We start from the raw sequence: 18,441 nt of genomic DNA on the forward strand, positions 1-18,441 counted from the left end.
AATCAAAAAAAGAAAACGGGAACTTTCCGCGCTCCCAACAATGCATTGCAGCTATCGCTGCATTGATTCCCACACCTTCTGAAGCCGCTTGACCGACATCGGCACCGGCGTGCGCAACTCCTGCGCAAACAGGGCGATGCGCAACTCCTCCAGCATCCAGCGGAATTCCTCCATGCGTGGATCATTGCCGCCCTGCCCTTGCACGCGCAGGGCCTTTTCCGCGCGTTGGTATTGCTGGACGAGCGGCGCCATCTCCTGCATGCGCTGGGTGTCACGCGTCGGGTCAGCCTTGAGCTTGTCGATGCGTAGCGCGATGCCCTTCAGGTAACGCGGAAAGTGCGTCAACTGCGCGTACGGCGTCGCCTCGATAAAGCGCTTGTGCATCAGCGTCTTGAGCTGCGCGTCGATATCGGCGGTGGCGGCGGCAAACGGCTTGGCAATCTGCAGCTTGCGCGGCAGTTGCGCATATTCGGCCAGGATGGCGCCCACCAGCCGCGCGATCTCCTGCGCCAGCAACGTCAGGCGCGCGCGGCTTTCGTCCTTGCGGGCACCGAAGCTGGCGTCATCGGTCGGCAGCGGGTCTTGCAGGCAGGCGCGCTCCAGCGTGGCATCCAGGATCTGGTCGCGCAGATCATCCTGCGTGCCCAGGTTCATGAACTGGATTGCCATCTGCGACAGGCCCGGGATGTTCTTTTCCAGATACTTCAAAGGCTCGCGCAGCTGGATTGCGAACAAACGCCGCAAGCCCAGGCGATGGATGCGCGTGGCTTCCGCCGGATCATCGAAGACCTCCACATCGCAGTGGTCACCCGCATCGACGAGTGCGGGATAGCCGAACAGCGTCTGGCTGCCTTTGCGAACTTCCAGCAGCTCCGGCAGCTCGCCGAAATTCCAGGTGGTCAGGCCCGAGTACAGCGCGGCGTTTGCCGGAGCTTCAGACTTGCCTGACTTGCCGGGCTTGGCGCCCTCGTTCTGTGCTCCAGCCACGGCAGCGTCCTGCGCGGCGATCGACTGGAATGTCTGCTGCGCGCGTCCGCCCAGTTCCGCGCGCAACTGGGCCAGATTGCGGCCCATGTCGAGCTGGCGGCCGTGCTCGTCGATCACTTTGAAATTCATGAAGTGATGCGCGGGCAGCGTTTCGAGTTTGAAGTCGGCGCGCTTGAGCGCAATGCCGGTCTGCTCGCGCACGTCGGCGATCAAGCGGTCGAGCAGCTCGCCATCCCCCAACCGCACGCGCGAGACGAATCCGGCCGCGTAGTCCGGCAGCGGCACGCAATGGCGGCGCAGCTTTTGCGGCAGGCTTTTCAGGAGCAGATGCACCTTCTCCTTGAGCATGCCCGGCACCAGCCATTCGGTGCGTTGCGCGGGCACCTGGTTGAGCGCGTACAGCGGCACCGTGAGCGTTACGCCGTCACGCGGGCTGCCGGGCTCGAAGTGGTACGTCAGCCCCATGTCGATGCCGGCAATCGGCAGCACCTTCGGGAATAGGTCGGTCGTGATGCCGGCCGCTTCGTGCCGCATCAGGTCATCGCGATTCAGGTACAGGAGCTTCTGGCCACTCTTGCCGCTTGCGTTGGCGGCTTCGGCATACCAGCGCTCGAACGAGACAGTGTTGTAGATGTCCGTCGGAATCTGGCTGTCGTAGAAGGCGTAGATCAGCTCGTCGTCCACCAGCACGTCTTGCCGACGTGACTTGTGCTCGAGGTTTTCGATCTCACGCACCAGGCGCTGGTTGTGCGTGAAGAACGGCAGGCGCGTTTCGAATTCGCCATCGACCAGTGCACGACGGATGAACATCTCGCGCGCTTCCTTCGGCTGCATCGGCCCGAAGTGCACGCGGCGCTGCTGATAGATCGGCAGGCCGTACAGCGTGCCACGCTCGAAGGCCATCACCTGCCCGGCCTTCTTTTCCCAATGCGGATCGCTCCACGACACCTTCAACAGGTGCGCCCCGACCTTCTCCACCCATTCCGGCTCGATGCGTGCCAGCGTGCGGCCGAACAGGCGGCTGGTTTCGATCAGCTCGCCACCAACGACCCACTTGCCCGCCTTGCGCGCAATGACCGAACCCGGCCACAGGAAGAACTTGATGCCGCGCGCGCCGAGGTATTCCCGGCCTTTTCCATCCGCCTCCTCGATGCGCACACCGATGTTGCCGAGCAAGCCCGTCAGCAGCGCCAGGTGCAACTGCTCATAGGTCGGATCGGAGTCATTGAGCTTCCAGCCCTGCTCCGCCACCGTGGTGTGCAGTTGCGAATGCACGTCGCGCCACTCACGCAGCCGCACATGCGACAGGAAATGCGTGCGGCACTGGTCTTGCAGCTGCTTGTTCGATTTCTTGTGCGCGACGGCCTCTTCAAACCACTTCCACAGCTTCACCCAGCCCAGGAACTCCGACTTCTCATCGGCGAACTGGCGATGCGCTTGATCCGCCTGCTGCTGCAGTTCTTGCGGGCGCTCCCGTGGGTCTTGCACGGACAAGGCGCTCGCGATGATCAGCATCTCGCGCAGGCACTGATAGTCGCGGCCAGCCAGAATCATCCGCGCCACACGCGGGTCCAGCGGCAGCCGGGCGACCTGCTTGCCCAGCGGGGTCAGCGCGTTTTCATCGTCGACGGCACCGAGTTCTTGCAGGAGTTGGTAGCCGTCGGCAATCGCACGGCCCAGCGGCGGCTCGATGAAGGGAAACTGTTCGACGTCCGTCAGCCGCAGCGCCTTCATACGCAAAATGACGGCGGCCAGCGACGAACGCAGGATTTCCGGATCGGTAAAACGCGGCCGCGCAATGAAATCCGCTTCTTCATACAAGCGGATGCAAACGCCATCGGCCACCCGGCCGCATCGACCGGCACGCTGGTTGGCCGCGGCTTGCGACACCGGTTCGATCTGCAGTTGCTCGACCTTGTTGCGATACGAATAGCGCTTGACGCGCGCCAGCCCCGTATCGACCACGTAGCGAATACCCGGCACCGTCAGCGAGGTCTCGGCCACGTTCGTCGCCAGCACGAGGCGCCGCGCGTTGGACGGCCGGAACACACGCTCCTGCTCCTGCACCGACAGCCGCGCAAACAGCGGCAGGATCTCGGTATGCGCTGGATGGTGCTTGCGCAGCGCCTCGGCCGCCTCGCGAATCTCGCGCTCGCCCGGCAGGAAGATCAGCACGTCGCCCGAGCCTTCGCGGGCAAGCTCATCCACCGCATCGACGAGCGCTTCGTAGAGATCGCGCTCCTTGTCCTTGTCGTCGCGCTGAATCGGGCGGTAGCGCACCTCGACCGGATACAACCGGCCGCTGACCTCGATAACGGGCGCTGGTCCCTTGGGGCCCGCGAAGTGCTCGGCAAACCGCTGCGCATCGATGGTCGCCGAGGTAATGATCACCTTCAGGTCGGGCCGGCGCGGCAGAAGCTGTTTGAGATAGCCGATCAGGAAATCGATGTTGAGGCTGCGTTCGTGCGCCTCGTCGATGATGATCGTGTCGTAGGCGCGCAGCAGCGGATCGTTCTGCGTCTCAGCCAGCAAAATGCCGTCGGTCATCAGCTTGACCGACGCACCAGCCGACAGCGTGTCGTTGAAGCGCACCTGAAAGCCCACGTGCTCGCCCACCGGCGTGCCGATTTCCTGCGCGATGCGCTTGGCAGTAGACGTTGCTGCAATCCGGCGTGGCTGCGTATGGCCGATCAGCCCGGTGCCGCCTGCGCCAATGCCTCGCCCGATCGACAGGCAGATCTTCGGCAACTGCGTGGTCTTGCCCGAGCCGGTCTCGCCCGAGACGATCACCACCTGGTTGGCGGCGATGGCCTGGGCGATCTCGTCGCGCCGGGCCGACACGGGCAGCGCTTCGGGAAACGTGATCGGCGGGACGCGGTTGGCCCGTGCGCGGCGCGCCTCCAGCGCCGCGGCGAGTTCTTCCGGCGTGGGCTTTGGGCGGCGCTGCGGACGACCATTGCCTTCGGGCTTGCGCTCGGGCGGCGGCGTGTCTTTCGGCGATTTCGGGGAAGGCGCCGCCGGGCATGGCCGGGGCGGCTGGGCGTGGGAATCTGACATCGGGCGGGATTATAATCCGCGCATCTTTCCTACGCCGGCCCGCGCCCCGTGCCGCTTTTCCTCCTCCGTCCGTGACCGCTCGCTCCTCCGCCCCCGCCTCCGGCGTTTCGCTGGCGGCGCACACGCCCGCCCCTGTTGATGTCGCCCCGATTCCGCCCACGCCCGAACAGCAGCAGTTCGTGGACTGGCTGCGCGAGGTGGCGCCTTACATTCACTCCTTCCGCGACAAGACCTTCGTGATCGGCTTTGGCGGCGAGCTGGTCCAGGCCGGCATGCTGGGCGCACTCGTCAACGACGTCGCGCTGTTGCATGCGATGGGGATGCGCATCGTGCTGGTGCACGGCTCGCGCCCGCAGGTGGAGGAACAGCTTGCCCTGCGCAACGTGAAAACCCAGTTCGTGGATGGCGTACGCGTGACGGACGCCGCCGCGCTGGAATCCGCCAAGGAAGCCTCCGGCGAACTGCGTCTGGACATCGAAGCGGCCTTCAGCCAGGGCCTGCCCAACACACCGATGGCCGGCGCGCGCATGTCGGTGGTGTCCGGCAACTTCGTGACGGCGCGGCCGGTGGGCATCGTCAACGGCGTGGACTTCCAGCACACGGGGCTGGTGCGCAAGATCGATGCGGAGTCGATCCAGCACTCCCTGTCCAACCGCAAGATCGTGCTGCTCTCGCCGCTGGGCTTTTCGCCGACGGGCCAGGCGTTCAACCTGTCGATGGAAGATGTGGCAGCCAACACCGCCACGGCGCTTAAAGCCGACAAGCTCATCTTCATCACGGAGCTGCCCGGCATCATGGACCGCGTGGGCAAGCTGCAGCAGGATCTGTCGATGGAAACTGCCATCGAACGCCTGCGCGACGGCAGCCTGTCACACGACACCGCCTATTACCTGCAGCACATCGTCAAGGCGATGCGCGGCGGCGTGCGCCGGGCGCACGTAATCCCGTTCGCGCTGGACGGCAGCATCCTGCTGGAGCTGTTCCTGCACGATGGCGTGGGCACCATGGTGTCGCACACCGATCTGGAATACCTGCGCGAGGCCACGCTGGACGACGTGGGCGGCATCGTCTCACTCATCGAGCCGCTGGAAGCCGACGGCACGCTGGTGCCGCGCGAACGCCGTCTGCTGGAACGCGACATCGCCAACTTCTCCGTCATCGAGCACGACGGCATCATCTTCGGCTGCGTGGCGCTGTATCCGTACCCGAAGGACGGCATGGCCGAAATGGCCTGCCTGATCGTCTCTCCAGACAGCCAAGGTACCGGCGACGGCGAGCGCCTGCTCAAGCACACCGAAGTGCGCGCCCGTGCGCTGGGCCTCAAGCGCCTGTTTGTGCTCACCACGCGGACGGAACACTGGTTCCTCAAGCGCGGTTTCGTGCGTGCCAGCGTGGACGACCTGCCGGAAGACCGCCGCAAGCTCTACAACTGGCAGCGGCGATCGATGGTGCTGATGAAGAAGCTCTAAACCCTTGGCGCGCGTCGTGGAATCCTAGCCCGGCGGCGCGCGGCCTTTACAATAGCGGCACCTGCGTCGCGCTTGAGCGGCGCTCCCGCCACACAAGAGGAATCCCCATGGCCCGCATGGTCCACTGCGTCAAGCTCAACAAGGAAGCCGAAGGTCTCGACTTCCCGCCCCTGCCCGGCGAACTGGGCAAGAAACTCTGGCAAAGCGTCTCGAAGGAAGCCTGGGCCGGCTGGCTCAAGCACCAGACCATGCTCATCAACGAAAACCGCTTGAACATGGCCGATTCGCGCGCACGCCAGTACCTGCTCAAGCAGACCGAGAAGTACTTCTTTGGCGACGGCGCAGACGAGGCTGCCGGCTACGTGCCGCCGCCCTCGGCCTGATCTGCCGCGACAAAAACAAAGCCGTTCAGCGCAAACTGAACGGCTTTTTTGTTTGGGCAACCCCAATTCAAAGTACTGCAGCAAGCACAAAAAAAGCTGCCCATTTGCATGAGCAGCTTTCCAATAAGCGAACAGCGATCAAAAATCGCGGCGCTGCACACCCGCTTCGGTACCCAGCAGCAGCACGTTGGCACCGCGCTTTGCAAACAGGCCGACCGTCACCACGCCCGGAATATCGTTGACGATCGATTCGAGGCCCTTCGGATCGGCAATACGCAGGCCCACCACATCGATGATCACGTTGCCGTTATCGGTCTTGTAGATCTGGCCTTCCTTGGTCATGCGCAGACGCGGCTGGCCGCCCAGCGCAGCGAGCTGGCGGGCCACGGCGGCACGTGCCATGGGCACCACTTCCACCGGCAACGGGAATGCACCCATCGTCTCAACGAGCTTGCTGCCGTCAGCAATGCAGACGAACACGCTGGCAACCGACGCAACGATCTTTTCGCGCGTGAGCGCACCGCCGCCGCCCTTGATCATGGCGCCCGAGGCGTCGATTTCGTCAGCGCCGTCCACGTAGACGGGAATGGCATCGACTTCGTTCAAATCGAGCACCGTGAAGCCGTGGCCCTGCAGCCGACGCGTTGACGCCTCCGAGCTGGACACCGCGCCAGCAAAGCGCGCCTTGTGCGGCGCCATCGCGTCGATGAACAGGTTGGCCGTCGAGCCGGTGCCAACACCCAGAACTGCGCCCTCAGGCACGTTGGCCAATACGTAATCTGCTGCGGCCTGCGCCACCAGCGCCTTCAGTTCATCCTGCGTCATCGCAAAAACTCGGTCGGATCGGAAAACCCGGTAGTGTACCGGATCAATGCGGTGGCTCTCGGCCGGCTGGCGGAGCCAAACCCGCGGAGTACAATCGATTCACCTTTCCACCTCCAGCGCAACGTTGGAACGTACTTCGGACTCGCTTCATGACTCAGCTCGATCAACTCAAGCAGTTCACCACCGTCGTCGCCGACACAGGCGATTTCCAGGCCATGCGCGCCTACGCGCCGCACGATGCAACGACCAATCCGTCGCTGATCCTCAAAGCCGTGCAGAAGGCTGAATATCGCCCGCTGCTGGAACAAGCCGTGCGCGACGCCCGCAGCGACAGTGTGGAAGACATCATCGATGCCGTGCTCGTGGCATTCGGCTGCGAGATCCTGTCGATCATCCCGGGCCGTGTGTCGACCGAAGTCGATGCGCGCCTGTCGTTCGACACCGAGGCGACGGTCGCCAAGGCCAAGCATCTGATTGCGTTGTACGAAGCACGGGGCGTGGCGCGCGAGCGCGTGCTGATCAAGATCGCGTCGACGTGGGAAGGCATCCGCGCGGCGGATCAGCTCCGCGCCGAAGGCATCCGCTGCAACATGACGCTGCTGTTTTCGCTGGCCCAGGCGGTGGCTTGTGCGGAAGCGGGCGTGCAGCTCATCTCGCCCTTTGTCGGCCGCATCTATGACTGGTACAAGAAAGATGCCGGCGCCAACTGGGACCCTGTCGCGCAAGGCGGGGCGAACGACCCGGGCGTGCAGTCCGTCCTGCGCATCTACAACTACTACAAGAAGTTCGACTACCCGACCGAAGTGATGGGCGCGAGCTTCCGCAACATCTCGCAGATCGTTGAACTCGCTGGCTGCGACCTCCTGACCATCAGCCCGGATCTGCTCGCCCAGTTGCAGCAGTCCGACGCGCCGGTCGAACGCAAGCTCTCTGCGGACAATGCCAACGCCGCCAACATCGTGCGCCTGCCGGCCGACGAGAAATCGTTCCGCTGGCACATGAACGCCGATGCCATGGCCACCGAAAAGCTGGCCGAAGGCATCCGCCTGTTTGCGGCGGACGCAGTCAAGTTGGAAGCGTTGATTGAGCCGCTGCGCGTGGCAGCGTAAGAAGAACGCCGCGCCTTATCCCAGCATGGCGGGCAAGCACACGCCCGCCGGCTGGTGGATCACCAGATCGGCCGTTGCATCCAGCGCGCTCGGCTCCGGATTCACGACGATCACCTTGGCGCCGTGGTCCTTTGCCAACCCCGGCAGTCCGGCCGCCGGATACACCATGCCGGACGTGCCCACCACCAGGCATACGTCACACGTGTTGGCGGCCTCTTCAGCGCGGTAGTTCGCCACAAGCGGGAGTTGCTCGCCAAACCACACCACGCCTGGGCGCAGCATCGCGCCACACGTCGCACAACGTGGCGGCCTGCCTGGCACGGCCGTGGCGACATCGCATTTGCCGCAGCCACCCAGCCATTTGTTGGCGAACAGGTTGCCATGCAGCTCGACCACGCCTTCGCTGCCGGCGCGCTGATGCAAACCATCCACGTTCTGTGTGACGAGCGTCACCGTCTTGCGCTTGGCCAGCGCGGCAATCGCAAGATGGGCGGGATTCGGCTGCGCCTGCAGCACGCGCTCGCGGCGCTCCTGATACCAGTCCCACACCATGCGCGGGTGCTTGCGGTACGCGGCCTCGGTGGCCATGTCTTCAGGGTTGAAGCGCGACCACAGGCCGGTCAGCGCATCACGAAACGTGGGCACGCCGGATTCGGCCGAGACGCCAGCCCCCGTCAGCACCATAACGTGCTGGGCGGCCTCGACCCAGGCGTGGGCCTGGGCCAATGCAGCCGCATCGGATGCGGCCGTGGGTTCGACACGCATTACTTCTTGGCAGGTGCCGCTGCCCGCTGGCGCACAGCTTCAAACAGGCACACGCCGCTGGCCACCGACACGTTCAGGCTTTCCACGCTGCCCGCCATTGGAATGCTGACCAGCGCGTCGCACGTTTCGCGCGTGAGGCGACGCATGCCCTCACCTTCGGCGCCCATCACGATGGCAATGGGGCCTTTGAAGTCGGCTTGGTAGAGATCCTGTTCGGCTTCATCAGCCGTGCCGATAACCCACACGCCCCGTTCCTGCAACTCACGCAGCGTGCGCGCCAGGTTGGTCACGGTGATGTAGGGGACGGTTTCCGCCGCGCCGCTGGCCACCTTGGCGACCGTCGTGTTGATTCCAACGCTACGGTCCTTCGGCGCAATCACGGCGTGCGCGCCAGCGGCATCGGCCACGCGCAGGCACGCGCCCAGGTTATGCGGATCGGTCACACCGTCAAGCACCAGCAGCAGCGGCGTGCCTTCGATACCGTCGAGCAGTTCATCAAGATTGAGCGCCAGCGACAGCGACTCTGCCTTGGCAACCACGCCCTGGTGACGATCGGTGCCGGCAATCCCGCGCAAGCGGTCGGCGTCAGCAGGAATGAGGCGAACGCCCGCAGCTTCCGCCGCTTTCAGGAAATCCTGCATGCGGCGGTCGCGGCGGTTGGCCTCGAAGTAGATTTCGTCGATCGACTTGGCGCCGTGGCGCAGTCGGGCGGTGACGGCATGAAAGCCGATGAGGAGCTTGGATTTAGACATGGCGCGATTGTACCCGTCTGCCCTCGCTCCCCGGCCGCTTTAACGCCCCTTGGTCTTATGCGAGGCCTTGCCTGCCACCTTGCGCGGCGCAGCAGTCTTGGCACCACCCTTGGGCTTCGTGCCACGCGCCGGCTGCTTCTTACGCGCCGGCTTGGCATGGGCATGGCCCGGGGGCAGTGCACGGCCACCCGGCTCGAACACCGGCTGCTCTTCGATGACGCGATCGAGCGTCTCGTCGAACGATTCCTCCGGCTTGGCCGTACCGCCCAGCAATGCGGCCAACTGGCGCGGCTTCTTGCGGCCGACCGATGGCGCCGACGTTGCGCCGGCAGGCTGACGCGCGGTCGCGGCTTCCGGCACGCCAGTCACCTTGGCCGGGCGCAGCGCCTTGGTTGAGGGCTCCTGGATCAGGCGGAAATCCATCTTCCGGGCATCCAGATCCACGCGCAATAACTGCACGCGCACGCGATCAGTCAGCCGATAACGGATGCCCGTGCGCTCTCCGCGCAGTTCGTTGCGGGCTTCGTCGTATTGGAAGTAATCGCTGCCCAGCTCGGTCACGTGTACGAGGCCTTCCACGTACAGCTCGTCGAGCTGCACGAAGATGCCGAACGAGGTGACCGCGCTGACGGTGCCCGAGAACTCGTTGCCGAGCTTGTCGCGCATGAAGTAGCACTTGAGCCAGGCTTCGACGTCGCGCGAGGCTTCGTCGGCGCGACGCTCGTTGGCCGAACAGTGCACGCCCAGTTCATTCCAGATCGCTTCCGCCTTGGCCTTGTTGACCACCGCTGCCGGCACGCCTTTCTCGGCTTCGGCTTGCAAACGACGCGCCTTGGGCGACAGCGCGCTATTCAACTGCACGCCCGGTGCAAGCCCAGGCACGTAACGCGTGCGGTGCAGGATCGCTTTGATGGAGCGATGCACCAGCAAATCCGGGTAGCGGCGGATCGGGCTCGTGAAGTGCGCATACGCCGGATACGCCAGGCCAAAGTGGCCGATGTTGTCCGGGCTGTAGACCGCCTGCTGCATCGAGCGCAGCAGCATGGTCTGCAGCATCGGAGCGTCGGGGCGTGCGGCCACCTTTTCCATCAGTTCGGCGTAATCGGCTGCCTGCGGTTTGTCGCCGCCACCCAGGGTCAAGCCGCTGGTTTTCAGGAAGGCCCGCAGCGCCTGCAGCTTTTCTTCCGTCGGGCCAGCGTGGACGCGGTACAGCGCCGGATGTTTGTACTTCTCCAGCATCTCGGCCGCGCAGACGTTGGCCGTCAGCATGCACTCCTCGATCAGCCTGTGCGCATCATTGCGGGTGCGCGGCAGGATCTGCTCGATCTTGCCCTGCGCGTTGCAGACGATGTACGTCTCGGTGGTATCGAAGTCGATCGCGCCGCGCTCGCGGCGGGCCTTGAGCAGCGTCTGATACAGCTCGTACAGGTCTTGCAGGTGCGGCACCAGCGGCGCCCGTTTGGCAGCTTCCGGGCCTTTCACGTTCGACAGAATCGCCCAGACCTCGTTGTAGGTCAGGCGCGCCTTCGAGTGCATCACCGCCGGATAGAACTGATAAGCCTTGACCTCGCCCTTGGCCGTGATCACCGCGTCGCAGACCATGCACAGACGGTCCACTTCCGGGTTCAGTGAGCACAAGCCGTTGGAGAGCTTCTCCGGCAGCATTGGGATCACGCGGCGCGGGAAATAGACCGAAGTCGCGCGATCAATGGCGTCCGCATCCAACGGGTGCCCAGGCCGCACGTAATGCGACACGTCGGCAATCGCCACGATCAGACGCCAGCCCTTGCTGCGGCCGATCTTGACGGGCTCCGCGTAGACAGCGTCATCGAAGTCGCGCGCGTCTTCGCCGTCGATGGTGACGAACGACACATCGCGCAAGTCGATGCGACCTGCCAGATCGACATCGCGGACCAAGTCGGGCAGCGCTTCCGCCTCGCGCTGCGTCGGCTCGGAAAACTCGTGCGGCACGCCGTACTTGCGCACGGCAATTTCGATCTCCATACCAGGGTCGTCAATCTCACCCAGCACTTCGACCACGCGGCCAATCGGTTGTACGTAGCGGTCCGGATATTCCAGGATCTCAACGCTTACCACCTGGCCAACCTTGGCCTTGCCCTGCCCCTTCGGCGCAATCAGGATGTCGCGGCCGAGACGCTTGTCTTCAGGCGCCACAACCAGCGTGCCACTTTCCGACAGCAACCTGCCGATGACGCGCTTGTTGGCCCGCTGCAGGATCTCGACGATCTGCCCTTCCGAGCGCCCGCGGCGGTCGTAGCCCACGGCGCGCACCAGGGCGCGATCACCGTGCATGGCCTTCTGCATCTCACGCTCGGGCAGGAAGATATCGGGCTCGCCGTCATCGCGCACGAAGAAGCCGAAGCCGTCGCGATGACCGATCACGCGGCCTTCGATGAAATTGGGCTGGTGCGCCAGTTCGTAGCGCCCCTTGCGGTTGAGTTCGATCTGACCATCCCGCTCCATGGCGGTCAGACGCTTGATAAAGCCGTCATGCTCCTTGCGCGTGACAGACAGCGTCTTGGCAATATCGGTAGCAGACAACGGAGACCCCGACGTGCGCAGCACACCGAGGATTTCCTCGCGGCTTGGGATCGGATAAGTCGGTTGATTCAATTTTTTCTTCTAGAGTGTTGACAGGATCGCTGGATCCCGTAATAATTGCAGCTTCGGTACACGCACACCTGCCCAGGTGGCGGAATTGGTAGACGCACTAGTTTCAGGTACTAGCGGGTAACTCCGTGGAGGTTCGAGTCCTCTCCTGGGCACCAGAGTTTAGGAACGGCGCAACGCAAGTTGCGCCGTTTTTCTTTTCCGCGGCCGGATTGCTGTTGTTCAGTTGCTGATGCGACATTCCGCGAAGTGCGACGTGCATTGTGTCTTGGCTATCGCGCCAGGGCCGAGCCGGGATCACCGGACTCACCTGCCCCAAACGCTGGGTGGGCTCGAAGCCCAGTGCATCCACAAAGACACACCTCGCTTCGATCAACCGCGCACCTCGCATTGGGCCACTCCTGCAAAGCCAATCCGTACGCGGGTTTCGGGGCAATATTGCGGCCCGTGACAGCAGGTTACCGAAGTGGCACGCACGACGCAAGCCGCACACGCCACTCCGTTAGCGTCTCGACGCAATCGCGACCAACGCCTCAAACTGATGGCGCCTCGCCGTTGCCGGCCGAACGTGACTTGCCGCGCTTGATCCAGGCCGCCAAGTTATGCGGGCGCAGCGTGTCGTACTCCTCGAACGGCTGATGGATCCACGGATTGGTCGCAAGAAACTGCACGGCATAATCAGGCTTGATCTTCGAGCACGCCTTGTGCCACAGCACAGCAGTACGCACGTCGGTCACGGCCGGATAGCGCTCCTTCAGGTGACGCCCAACGCGCTCCAGCGTGATGCCCGAATCCACCAGATCATCCACCAGCAGCACGCGGCCCGACAACTCGCCACGGGTCATGGTGATGTATTGCGCGATGTCGAGATCGCCCTGCTGCGTGCCTGCGGCTTCGCGATAGCTGCTGGTCGCCAGGATGGCCAACGGCAGGTCGTAGATGCGTGAAAGCTGATCGCCAACCCGCAAGCCGCCGCGCGCCAGGCACAGAATCTTGTCAAACTTCCAGCCCGACTCGTGCACGACGAGCGCCAGGCGCTCGATCAGGCCGTGGTAGTCATCCCACGACACCCACAGATGCGAGTCGTCGTTGATCGGCTGGTTCATGGTGTACCTCTTCGTATCGTGAATGCGGCGTGAGTTGCCGCTATCGTGTTCTATGAAAAACGGCGCTCCATGCAAATTCGCCCGGCGAATCACCGGGCGAATCTGGGAGCTATCGCGTCAGTCCTTGTAGGGATGACGCAGCAGGATGGTCTCGTCGCGGTCAGGACCAGTCGAGATCATGGCGATCGGGACGCCGGCCACCTCTTCGACGCGCTTCAGGTAAGCCTGAGCGGTCTCGGGCAGCGCATCCCACTCCTTCAGACCGAAGGTCGAGGTGTTCCAGCCCGGGAATTCTTCGTAGATCGGCTGGCAACGCGCCACGGCATCGGAGCCACGCGGCAGGATGTCGATTTCCTTGCCATCGAGCATGTAGCCGACACACAGCTTGAGGGTTTCCAGACCATCCAGCACATCGAGCTTGGTCATGCAGAGGCCCGACACACCGTTGATCTGGATCGCACGACGCAGAGCGGCGGCATCCAGCCAGCCCGTGCGGCGCGGCCGGCCCGTAACCGAGCCGAATTCCTTGCCGACATTGGCCAGACGCACACCGATCGGATCTTGGCGCGCCGGGTTGTCCGCGTCATACAGCTCGCTCGGGAACGGGCCTGAACCCACGCGTGTGCAATACGCCTTGGTGATGCCAAGGATGTAATGCAGTTGGCCCGGGCCGACGCCTGCACCTGCGGCGGCATTGCCCGCCACGCAGTTGCTCGACGTGACGAACGGATAGGTGCCGTGATCGATATCGAGCAGCGTGCCTTGCGCACCTTCGAACATCAGGTTCTTGCCGGCTGCGTTTGCGGCAAACAGTTCGGCCGACACATCCGTCACCATCGGGGCAATGCGGCCTGCATACGACAGCATCTCGTCCAGGGTCTGCTGGAAGTCCAGCGCCGGGTGATTCAGGTACTGCGTCAGAACAAAGTTGTGGAAGTCCAGGTTTTCGCGCAGACGCTCGGCAAAGTAAGCCGGATCGAACAGGTCCTGCACACGCAGCGCGCGGCGGGCTACCTTGTCTTCGTATGCCGGGCCGATACCGCGGCCGGTGGTACCGATCTTGGCGGCGCCGCGCTTGGCTTCGCGCGCCTTGTCGATGGCCACGTGATACGGCAGGATCAGATTGGTGGCTTCTGAAATGCGCAGGCGGTTCTGCACCTGCACGCCGGCCGATTCCAGCTCGTCGATTTCCTTGAACAGCGCTTCAGGCGAAAGCACGACACCGTTGCCGATGTAGCACGCGACGCCGTCGCGCATGATGCCCGACGGAATCAGACGCAGGATCGTCTTCTTGCCGCCGATGATGAGGGTATGGCCTGCGTTATGTCCGCCCTGGAAACGAACCACGCCTTGCGCATGATCGGTCAGCCAATCGACGATTTTCCCTTTACCTTCGTCACCCCACTGGGTGCCGATGACGACGACATTGCGTCCTTGGCTCACTGCTGGTGCGGACATGTTGAATTTGCAGATGGGTTAAAAACGTATTCTACCCTTGTTGCCAGGGCCTTCCCTGGAATTACCGGGTATTTACACAACGTTATGCAACAACTTCAGACCGAAGCGTTGCGGGGCTTGACGATCCAGCGACCGCCCTCTTCGACGAGTTGCCGATCATAAGCGAACTCCTCCAGATCTTCCGGGTGGCCCGGCAGCGACTGGATAACAATCTCGCCCGCCGCGCGCAGCGCAGCGATCGCCTCACGAAGCTTGGCATCGCCCGACCAGGGCGCGTGGATGGCAGCGGCGCGCGCCTCCACCGGCGAAATGCCGGCGACCTCGCGCAGATCCAGCGAAAAGCCGGTCGCCGGGCGAGCACGGCCGAAAGCCTCTCCGACCTTGTCATACCGACCGCCACGCGCCACGGCATTTGGCACACCGGCCACATAGGCAGTGAACATCACACCACTGTGGTAGTGGTAGCCGCGCAGGTCGGCCAAGTCGATGTTGACGGTCGCACCGCCTGCGCGCTCGGCCAGCGTAGCCAAATCGTCCAGCGCACGGCCGATGGCGGGCAGCGCGGGCAACTGCTTGCGCGCACGGCCCAGCACATCGACACCACCGTACAGTGCTGGCAGCAGGTTGATGGCGTCGCGCTGCGCCGGCGGCAGATCGGCCGTGATGGCGCGCAGAGCAGGCACATCTTTGGCTGCGAGCGCCGTGAAGAGGTCATCCTGAAGGCCGACGGCAACCGGCGATTGCTCCAGCAACGCCGCCACCACCCCAACGTGGCAAAGGTCCAGGCGTACATCGGCCAGCCCCGCGGCCGACAGCGCGGCGAGCATCAGCTCCTGAATTTCCAGATCGGCTTCCAGACCGGCATGGCCATAGATCTCAGCGCCGATCTGCAGCGGCTCGCGCGTGACGTGAAACCCACTCGGGCGGGTATGCAATACCGACCCCGCATAGCACAGGCGCGTCACGCCAGCGCGGTTCAGCAAATGGGCGTCGATGCGGGCGACTTGCGGCGTGATGTCGGCGCGCAGGCCGATGGTGCGGCCTGAAAGTTGATCGACCAGCTTGAACGTCTTCAGGTCCAGATCGTGACCGGTGCCCGAGAGCAGCGACTCGATGTATTCCAGCATGGGGGGCATGACCAGTTCGTAGCCGTAAGTACGGAACAGGTCGAGCATGCGGCGGCGCAACTCTTCAATCTTGCGCGCCTCTGAAGGCAGCACATCAGCAATGGATTCAGGCAGCAGCCAATTGGTCGGCATGGCGGTCTCGCTCGGGAGTCTTGGTACGGCAGAAATTCGTAAAAAACGCAGGCAGTGCGCTAGCGATGCAGCAACCGCAGGAGGATCAGTCCGATCGCCATCGACACTAAGCCGATCGCGCGAAGCTTTTCGTCCGGCAGTTCGGTCAGCGTCTGGAAGGCGCGTCGCCAAGCCCGCGGCGCCACGAACGGCAGGATGCCCTCGAATACGAGCACCAGCGCGCACGCTGCCAGCAAAACGGTGGGGAGTGACTCTTCCATGGGATGCGCTTGGAGAACGAACAAAACCCCGGCAAGCCGGGGTTTGTCCGCCTCAAATGATCAGCGACGCATTGTACTAGCGATGGCGCCCCGTCTGGGCAGCCGGTGCTGCCGCCGAGCTGCCGCCGTTCGGGCTACGCATGTATTTGAAGAAATCGCTGTTCGGCTGCAGCACCATCACGTCCTTCCGATCGCGGAACGACGCGCGATACGCCTCCATGGAGCGCCAGAATGCGGCGAACTGCGGATCACGGCCAAACGCATCGGCGTAAACGTCAGCGGCGCGGGCGTCGCCCTCACCCTTGATCTTCTGCGCATCGCGGTAGGCATCGGCCAGGACGACTTCGCGCTGACGATCGGCATCGGCACGGATTTTCTCGCCCTCTGCAGCACCCGTCGAACGCAGCTCGTTGGCCACCCGCTTGCGCTCGGCTTCCATGCGGCGGTAGACCGATTCGGTCACGCTGGCCAGCAGGTCCACCCGCTTCAGGCGCACGTCGATGATGTCTACACCAACCGACTTGCCGTACTCCTGCACACCCTTGAGGATGCTCTGCATCACGGCTTCACGATCCGTCGATACCACGTCAGACACAGTGCGGCGCGCAAACTCATCGCGAGCGATGGAGTTGATCTTCTGCGTCATGCTGTCCTGTGCGAGGCGGTTATCGCCCTTGAAGCTCACGTAGAACAGACGCGGATCGGAGACGCGCCACTTCACAAACCAGTCGACCAGCAGGTTCTTCTTCTCTGCCGTGATGAAACGATCGGCGCCGGCCACATCGATGGTCTGCAGGCGCTTATCCATGAACACCACGTTCTGCAGCGGCGGCGGAAGCTTGAAGTGCAGCCCCGGCTCCTTGATGACCTGCTTGATCTCACCAAAGGCGAACACCACGGCGTACTGCCGCTGGTCCACCACGAACACCACCGACGAGAACACCGCCAGGGCAATGACCAGCGCCACGAAGGCCGAAATCAGACGATTCATAGTGCCCTCCTGTTAGCGCGAATCGCGGTCACGGTTGCGCAGTGCTTCGCGCGAGCGCGAGTCTGCGTCATTGGCCGGTGACGGGTTGGAGGGAGTCGGCACGCCCTGCGCAGAACCACTGTCCTGAGGCGACGCACCCGGCGCGACAGCGGGACGCGATGTATCGCCCTGCGTCTGCGCGATCAGCTTGTCCAGCGGCAAATACAACAGGCTGCCGTTGCTCTGGTCGACCAGCACCTTGGTCGAGTTGGCGTAAATGTCCTGCATGGTTTCCAGATAGATACGGTCGCGCGTGACCTGCGGCGCCTTCGCGTATTCGCGCTGCACTGAGGCAAAGCGAGCCGCGTCACCTTCCGCACGTGCGATGACCCGTGCCTTGTAGCCTTGCGCCTCTTCACCCAGACGTGCGGCCGTACCCTTGGCGCGCGGCACCACGTCGTTGGCATACGCCTGACCTTCGGAGATAGCACGCTCGCGGTCTTGGCCCGCCTTGGTCACATCGTCGAACGCAGCCTGCACCTGCTCGGGCGGCTGCACGCTCTGCACGTTGACGCTAAGGATTCGGATGCCAGTCTTGTACGCCGACAAGATGCGTTGAATCGATTCGGCCAAGTTGCGGCCAACGGCATCGCGACCTTCGTACAGCACCGCGTCCATCTTGTTACGGCCGACGATCTCGCGCACCGACGTCTCAGCCGCCTGCGTCACCAGTTCTTCATCGCCGCCGCGGTCCGTACGGTTGTAGAACAGGTAGTCGACCGGGTTGGCAATGTTGTACTGAACCGAGAACCGCACGTCGACGATGTTCTCGTCCTGCGTGAGCATCGACGAGTCTTTCAGGTTCGTGTCCTTGATCTGCGTCGTACGACCGATTTCAAGCGTACGCACACCCGACAGGTTCACGATCTCGTGCGATTCGATCGGATACGGCAAGCGCCAATTGATACCCGGCGTTGCCAGATACTTGAAACGGCCGAACTGCAAGATCACGCCCGTCTGGCCTTCCTGCACGATGAAGAAACCGCTGGCCAGCCACAGACCAACGAGCACCGCCAGCAGCACGCCGACGCCCAGGCCCGAACCACCTCGGCCGTTACCCGGACGCAGCGGCGTGGGGCCGTCATTACCGTTACCGCTGTCCTTGCGACCGAACAGGTTGTTCAGCCGGCGATTGAAGTCGCGCCACAACTCGTCGAGGTCCGGGGGGCCTTCCTGAGGCGGCTTGCTTTGACGCTTCGGTTCGTCTTTGTCTTCGCGCTCGGCGTTGTTGTCATCGCCGCGACCCCAGCGCGGATCGTTCAGCGAAAGCAGCACACGCAAGCGGTGCCACAAACCTCGCACATTACGCGGCGAGGCTATGGAAGAAGGCTGGGTCGAAATCTCGGGCAT

The 18,441-nt window shown here is 63.5% G+C and carries 14 protein-coding genes and 1 tRNA gene; 4 read left to right on the forward strand and 11 right to left on the reverse strand.

What is annotated here, in order from left to right; genetic code table 11:
- Positions 1–51 precede the first annotated feature (51 nt).
- A complete protein-coding gene (gene hrpA, locus DOD19_RS08600; RefSeq protein WP_112185123.1) occupies positions 52–4,044 on the reverse strand; it encodes an ATP-dependent RNA helicase HrpA in 3,993 nt (1,330 codons plus the stop codon).
- Positions 4,045–4,115: 71 nt separating this feature from the next.
- Between hrpA and argA the strand changes: the two genes are divergently transcribed.
- Both argA and DOD19_RS08610 read left to right on the forward strand, forming a co-directional pair.
- Positions 4,116–5,513, forward strand: a complete 1,398-nt coding sequence (argA, locus tag DOD19_RS08605) for an amino-acid N-acetyltransferase (protein ID WP_024975949.1) — start codon at positions 4,116–4,118, stop codon at positions 5,511–5,513.
- A gap of 107 nt (positions 5,514–5,620) precedes the next feature.
- Complete coding sequence (locus DOD19_RS08610; RefSeq protein WP_004626344.1) at positions 5,621–5,896, forward strand: oxidative damage protection protein; 276 nt, start codon at positions 5,621–5,623, stop codon at positions 5,894–5,896.
- Positions 5,897–6,034: 138 nt separating this feature from the next.
- Here the strand turns inward: DOD19_RS08610 and rpiA are convergent, their stop codons facing one another.
- Positions 6,035–6,721 (reverse strand): ribose-5-phosphate isomerase RpiA, encoded by a 687-nt coding sequence (rpiA, locus tag DOD19_RS08615; protein ID WP_024975950.1) that lies wholly within the window; start codon positions 6,719–6,721, stop codon positions 6,035–6,037.
- Positions 6,722–6,870: 149 nt separating this feature from the next.
- Here rpiA and tal point away from each other — a divergent pair, with 149 nt between their 5' ends.
- The gene (gene tal / locus DOD19_RS08620) at positions 6,871–7,830 is read left to right on the forward strand and encodes a transaldolase (RefSeq protein WP_024975951.1); all 960 of its coding nucleotides are present in this window, start codon (positions 6,871–6,873) and stop codon (positions 7,828–7,830) included.
- A gap of 15 nt (positions 7,831–7,845) precedes the next feature.
- Here tal and DOD19_RS08625 read toward each other — a convergent pair whose 3' ends face one another.
- Genes DOD19_RS08625 through rnr form a run of 3 tightly spaced genes read right to left on the reverse strand, consistent with a single transcriptional unit; the run spans position 7,846 to position 11,981 of the window.
- A complete protein-coding gene (locus tag DOD19_RS08625) occupies positions 7,846–8,595 on the reverse strand; it encodes an NAD-dependent deacylase (RefSeq protein ID WP_024975952.1) in 750 nt (249 codons plus the stop codon).
- The gene (gene rlmB, locus DOD19_RS08630) at positions 8,595–9,347 is read right to left on the reverse strand and encodes a 23S rRNA (guanosine(2251)-2'-O)-methyltransferase RlmB (RefSeq protein WP_012761781.1); all 753 of its coding nucleotides are present in this window, start codon (positions 9,345–9,347) and stop codon (positions 8,595–8,597) included. Before rlmB ends, DOD19_RS08625 begins: the two co-directional genes overlap by 1 nt.
- 39 nt (positions 9,348–9,386) lie before the next feature.
- On the reverse strand, positions 9,387–11,981 hold the full coding sequence (rnr, locus tag DOD19_RS08635; RefSeq protein ID WP_112185125.1) for a ribonuclease R: 2,595 nt from the start codon (positions 11,979–11,981) through the stop codon (positions 9,387–9,389).
- A 70-nt stretch (positions 11,982–12,051) separates the two neighbouring features.
- On the opposite strand from rnr, the gene DOD19_RS08640 reads away from it, so the two are divergent.
- Positions 12,052–12,136, forward strand: a tRNA-Leu gene (locus DOD19_RS08640).
- Positions 12,137–12,511: 375 nt separating this feature from the next.
- Here the strand turns inward: DOD19_RS08640 and DOD19_RS08645 are convergent.
- From DOD19_RS08645 to hflK, 6 genes are all read right to left on the reverse strand, one after another.
- Positions 12,512–13,084 carry a phosphoribosyltransferase gene (locus DOD19_RS08645; protein ID WP_024975954.1) on the reverse strand — a complete coding sequence of 191 codons (573 nt, stop codon included), beginning with the start codon at positions 13,082–13,084 and terminating at the stop codon, positions 12,512–12,514.
- 117 nt (positions 13,085–13,201) lie between these two features.
- Positions 13,202–14,542, reverse strand: a complete 1,341-nt coding sequence (locus DOD19_RS08650; protein ID WP_024975955.1) for an adenylosuccinate synthase — start codon at positions 14,540–14,542, stop codon at positions 13,202–13,204.
- A gap of 95 nt (positions 14,543–14,637) precedes the next feature.
- Positions 14,638–15,801 carry an ATP phosphoribosyltransferase regulatory subunit gene (locus DOD19_RS08655; protein ID WP_024975956.1) on the reverse strand — a complete coding sequence of 388 codons (1,164 nt, stop codon included), beginning with the start codon at positions 15,799–15,801 and terminating at the stop codon, positions 14,638–14,640.
- A 59-nt stretch (positions 15,802–15,860) separates the two neighbouring features.
- Complete coding sequence (locus DOD19_RS08660) at positions 15,861–16,061, reverse strand: DUF2065 domain-containing protein (RefSeq protein ID WP_024975957.1); 201 nt, start codon at positions 16,059–16,061, stop codon at positions 15,861–15,863.
- A gap of 76 nt (positions 16,062–16,137) precedes the next feature.
- Positions 16,138–17,052 (reverse strand): protease modulator HflC, encoded by a 915-nt coding sequence (hflC, locus tag DOD19_RS08665; RefSeq protein WP_024975958.1) that lies wholly within the window; start codon positions 17,050–17,052, stop codon positions 16,138–16,140.
- Between the two features lie 12 nt (positions 17,053–17,064).
- Positions 17,065–18,441 carry an FtsH protease activity modulator HflK gene (gene hflK / locus DOD19_RS08670; RefSeq protein WP_112185127.1) on the reverse strand — a complete coding sequence of 459 codons (1,377 nt, stop codon included), beginning with the start codon at positions 18,439–18,441 and terminating at the stop codon, positions 17,065–17,067.

The sequence above is a fragment of the Ralstonia sp. GX3-BWBA genome (assembly GCF_003290055.1).
GTDB classification, from domain to species: domain Bacteria; phylum Pseudomonadota; class Gammaproteobacteria; order Burkholderiales; family Burkholderiaceae; genus Ralstonia; species Ralstonia holmesii.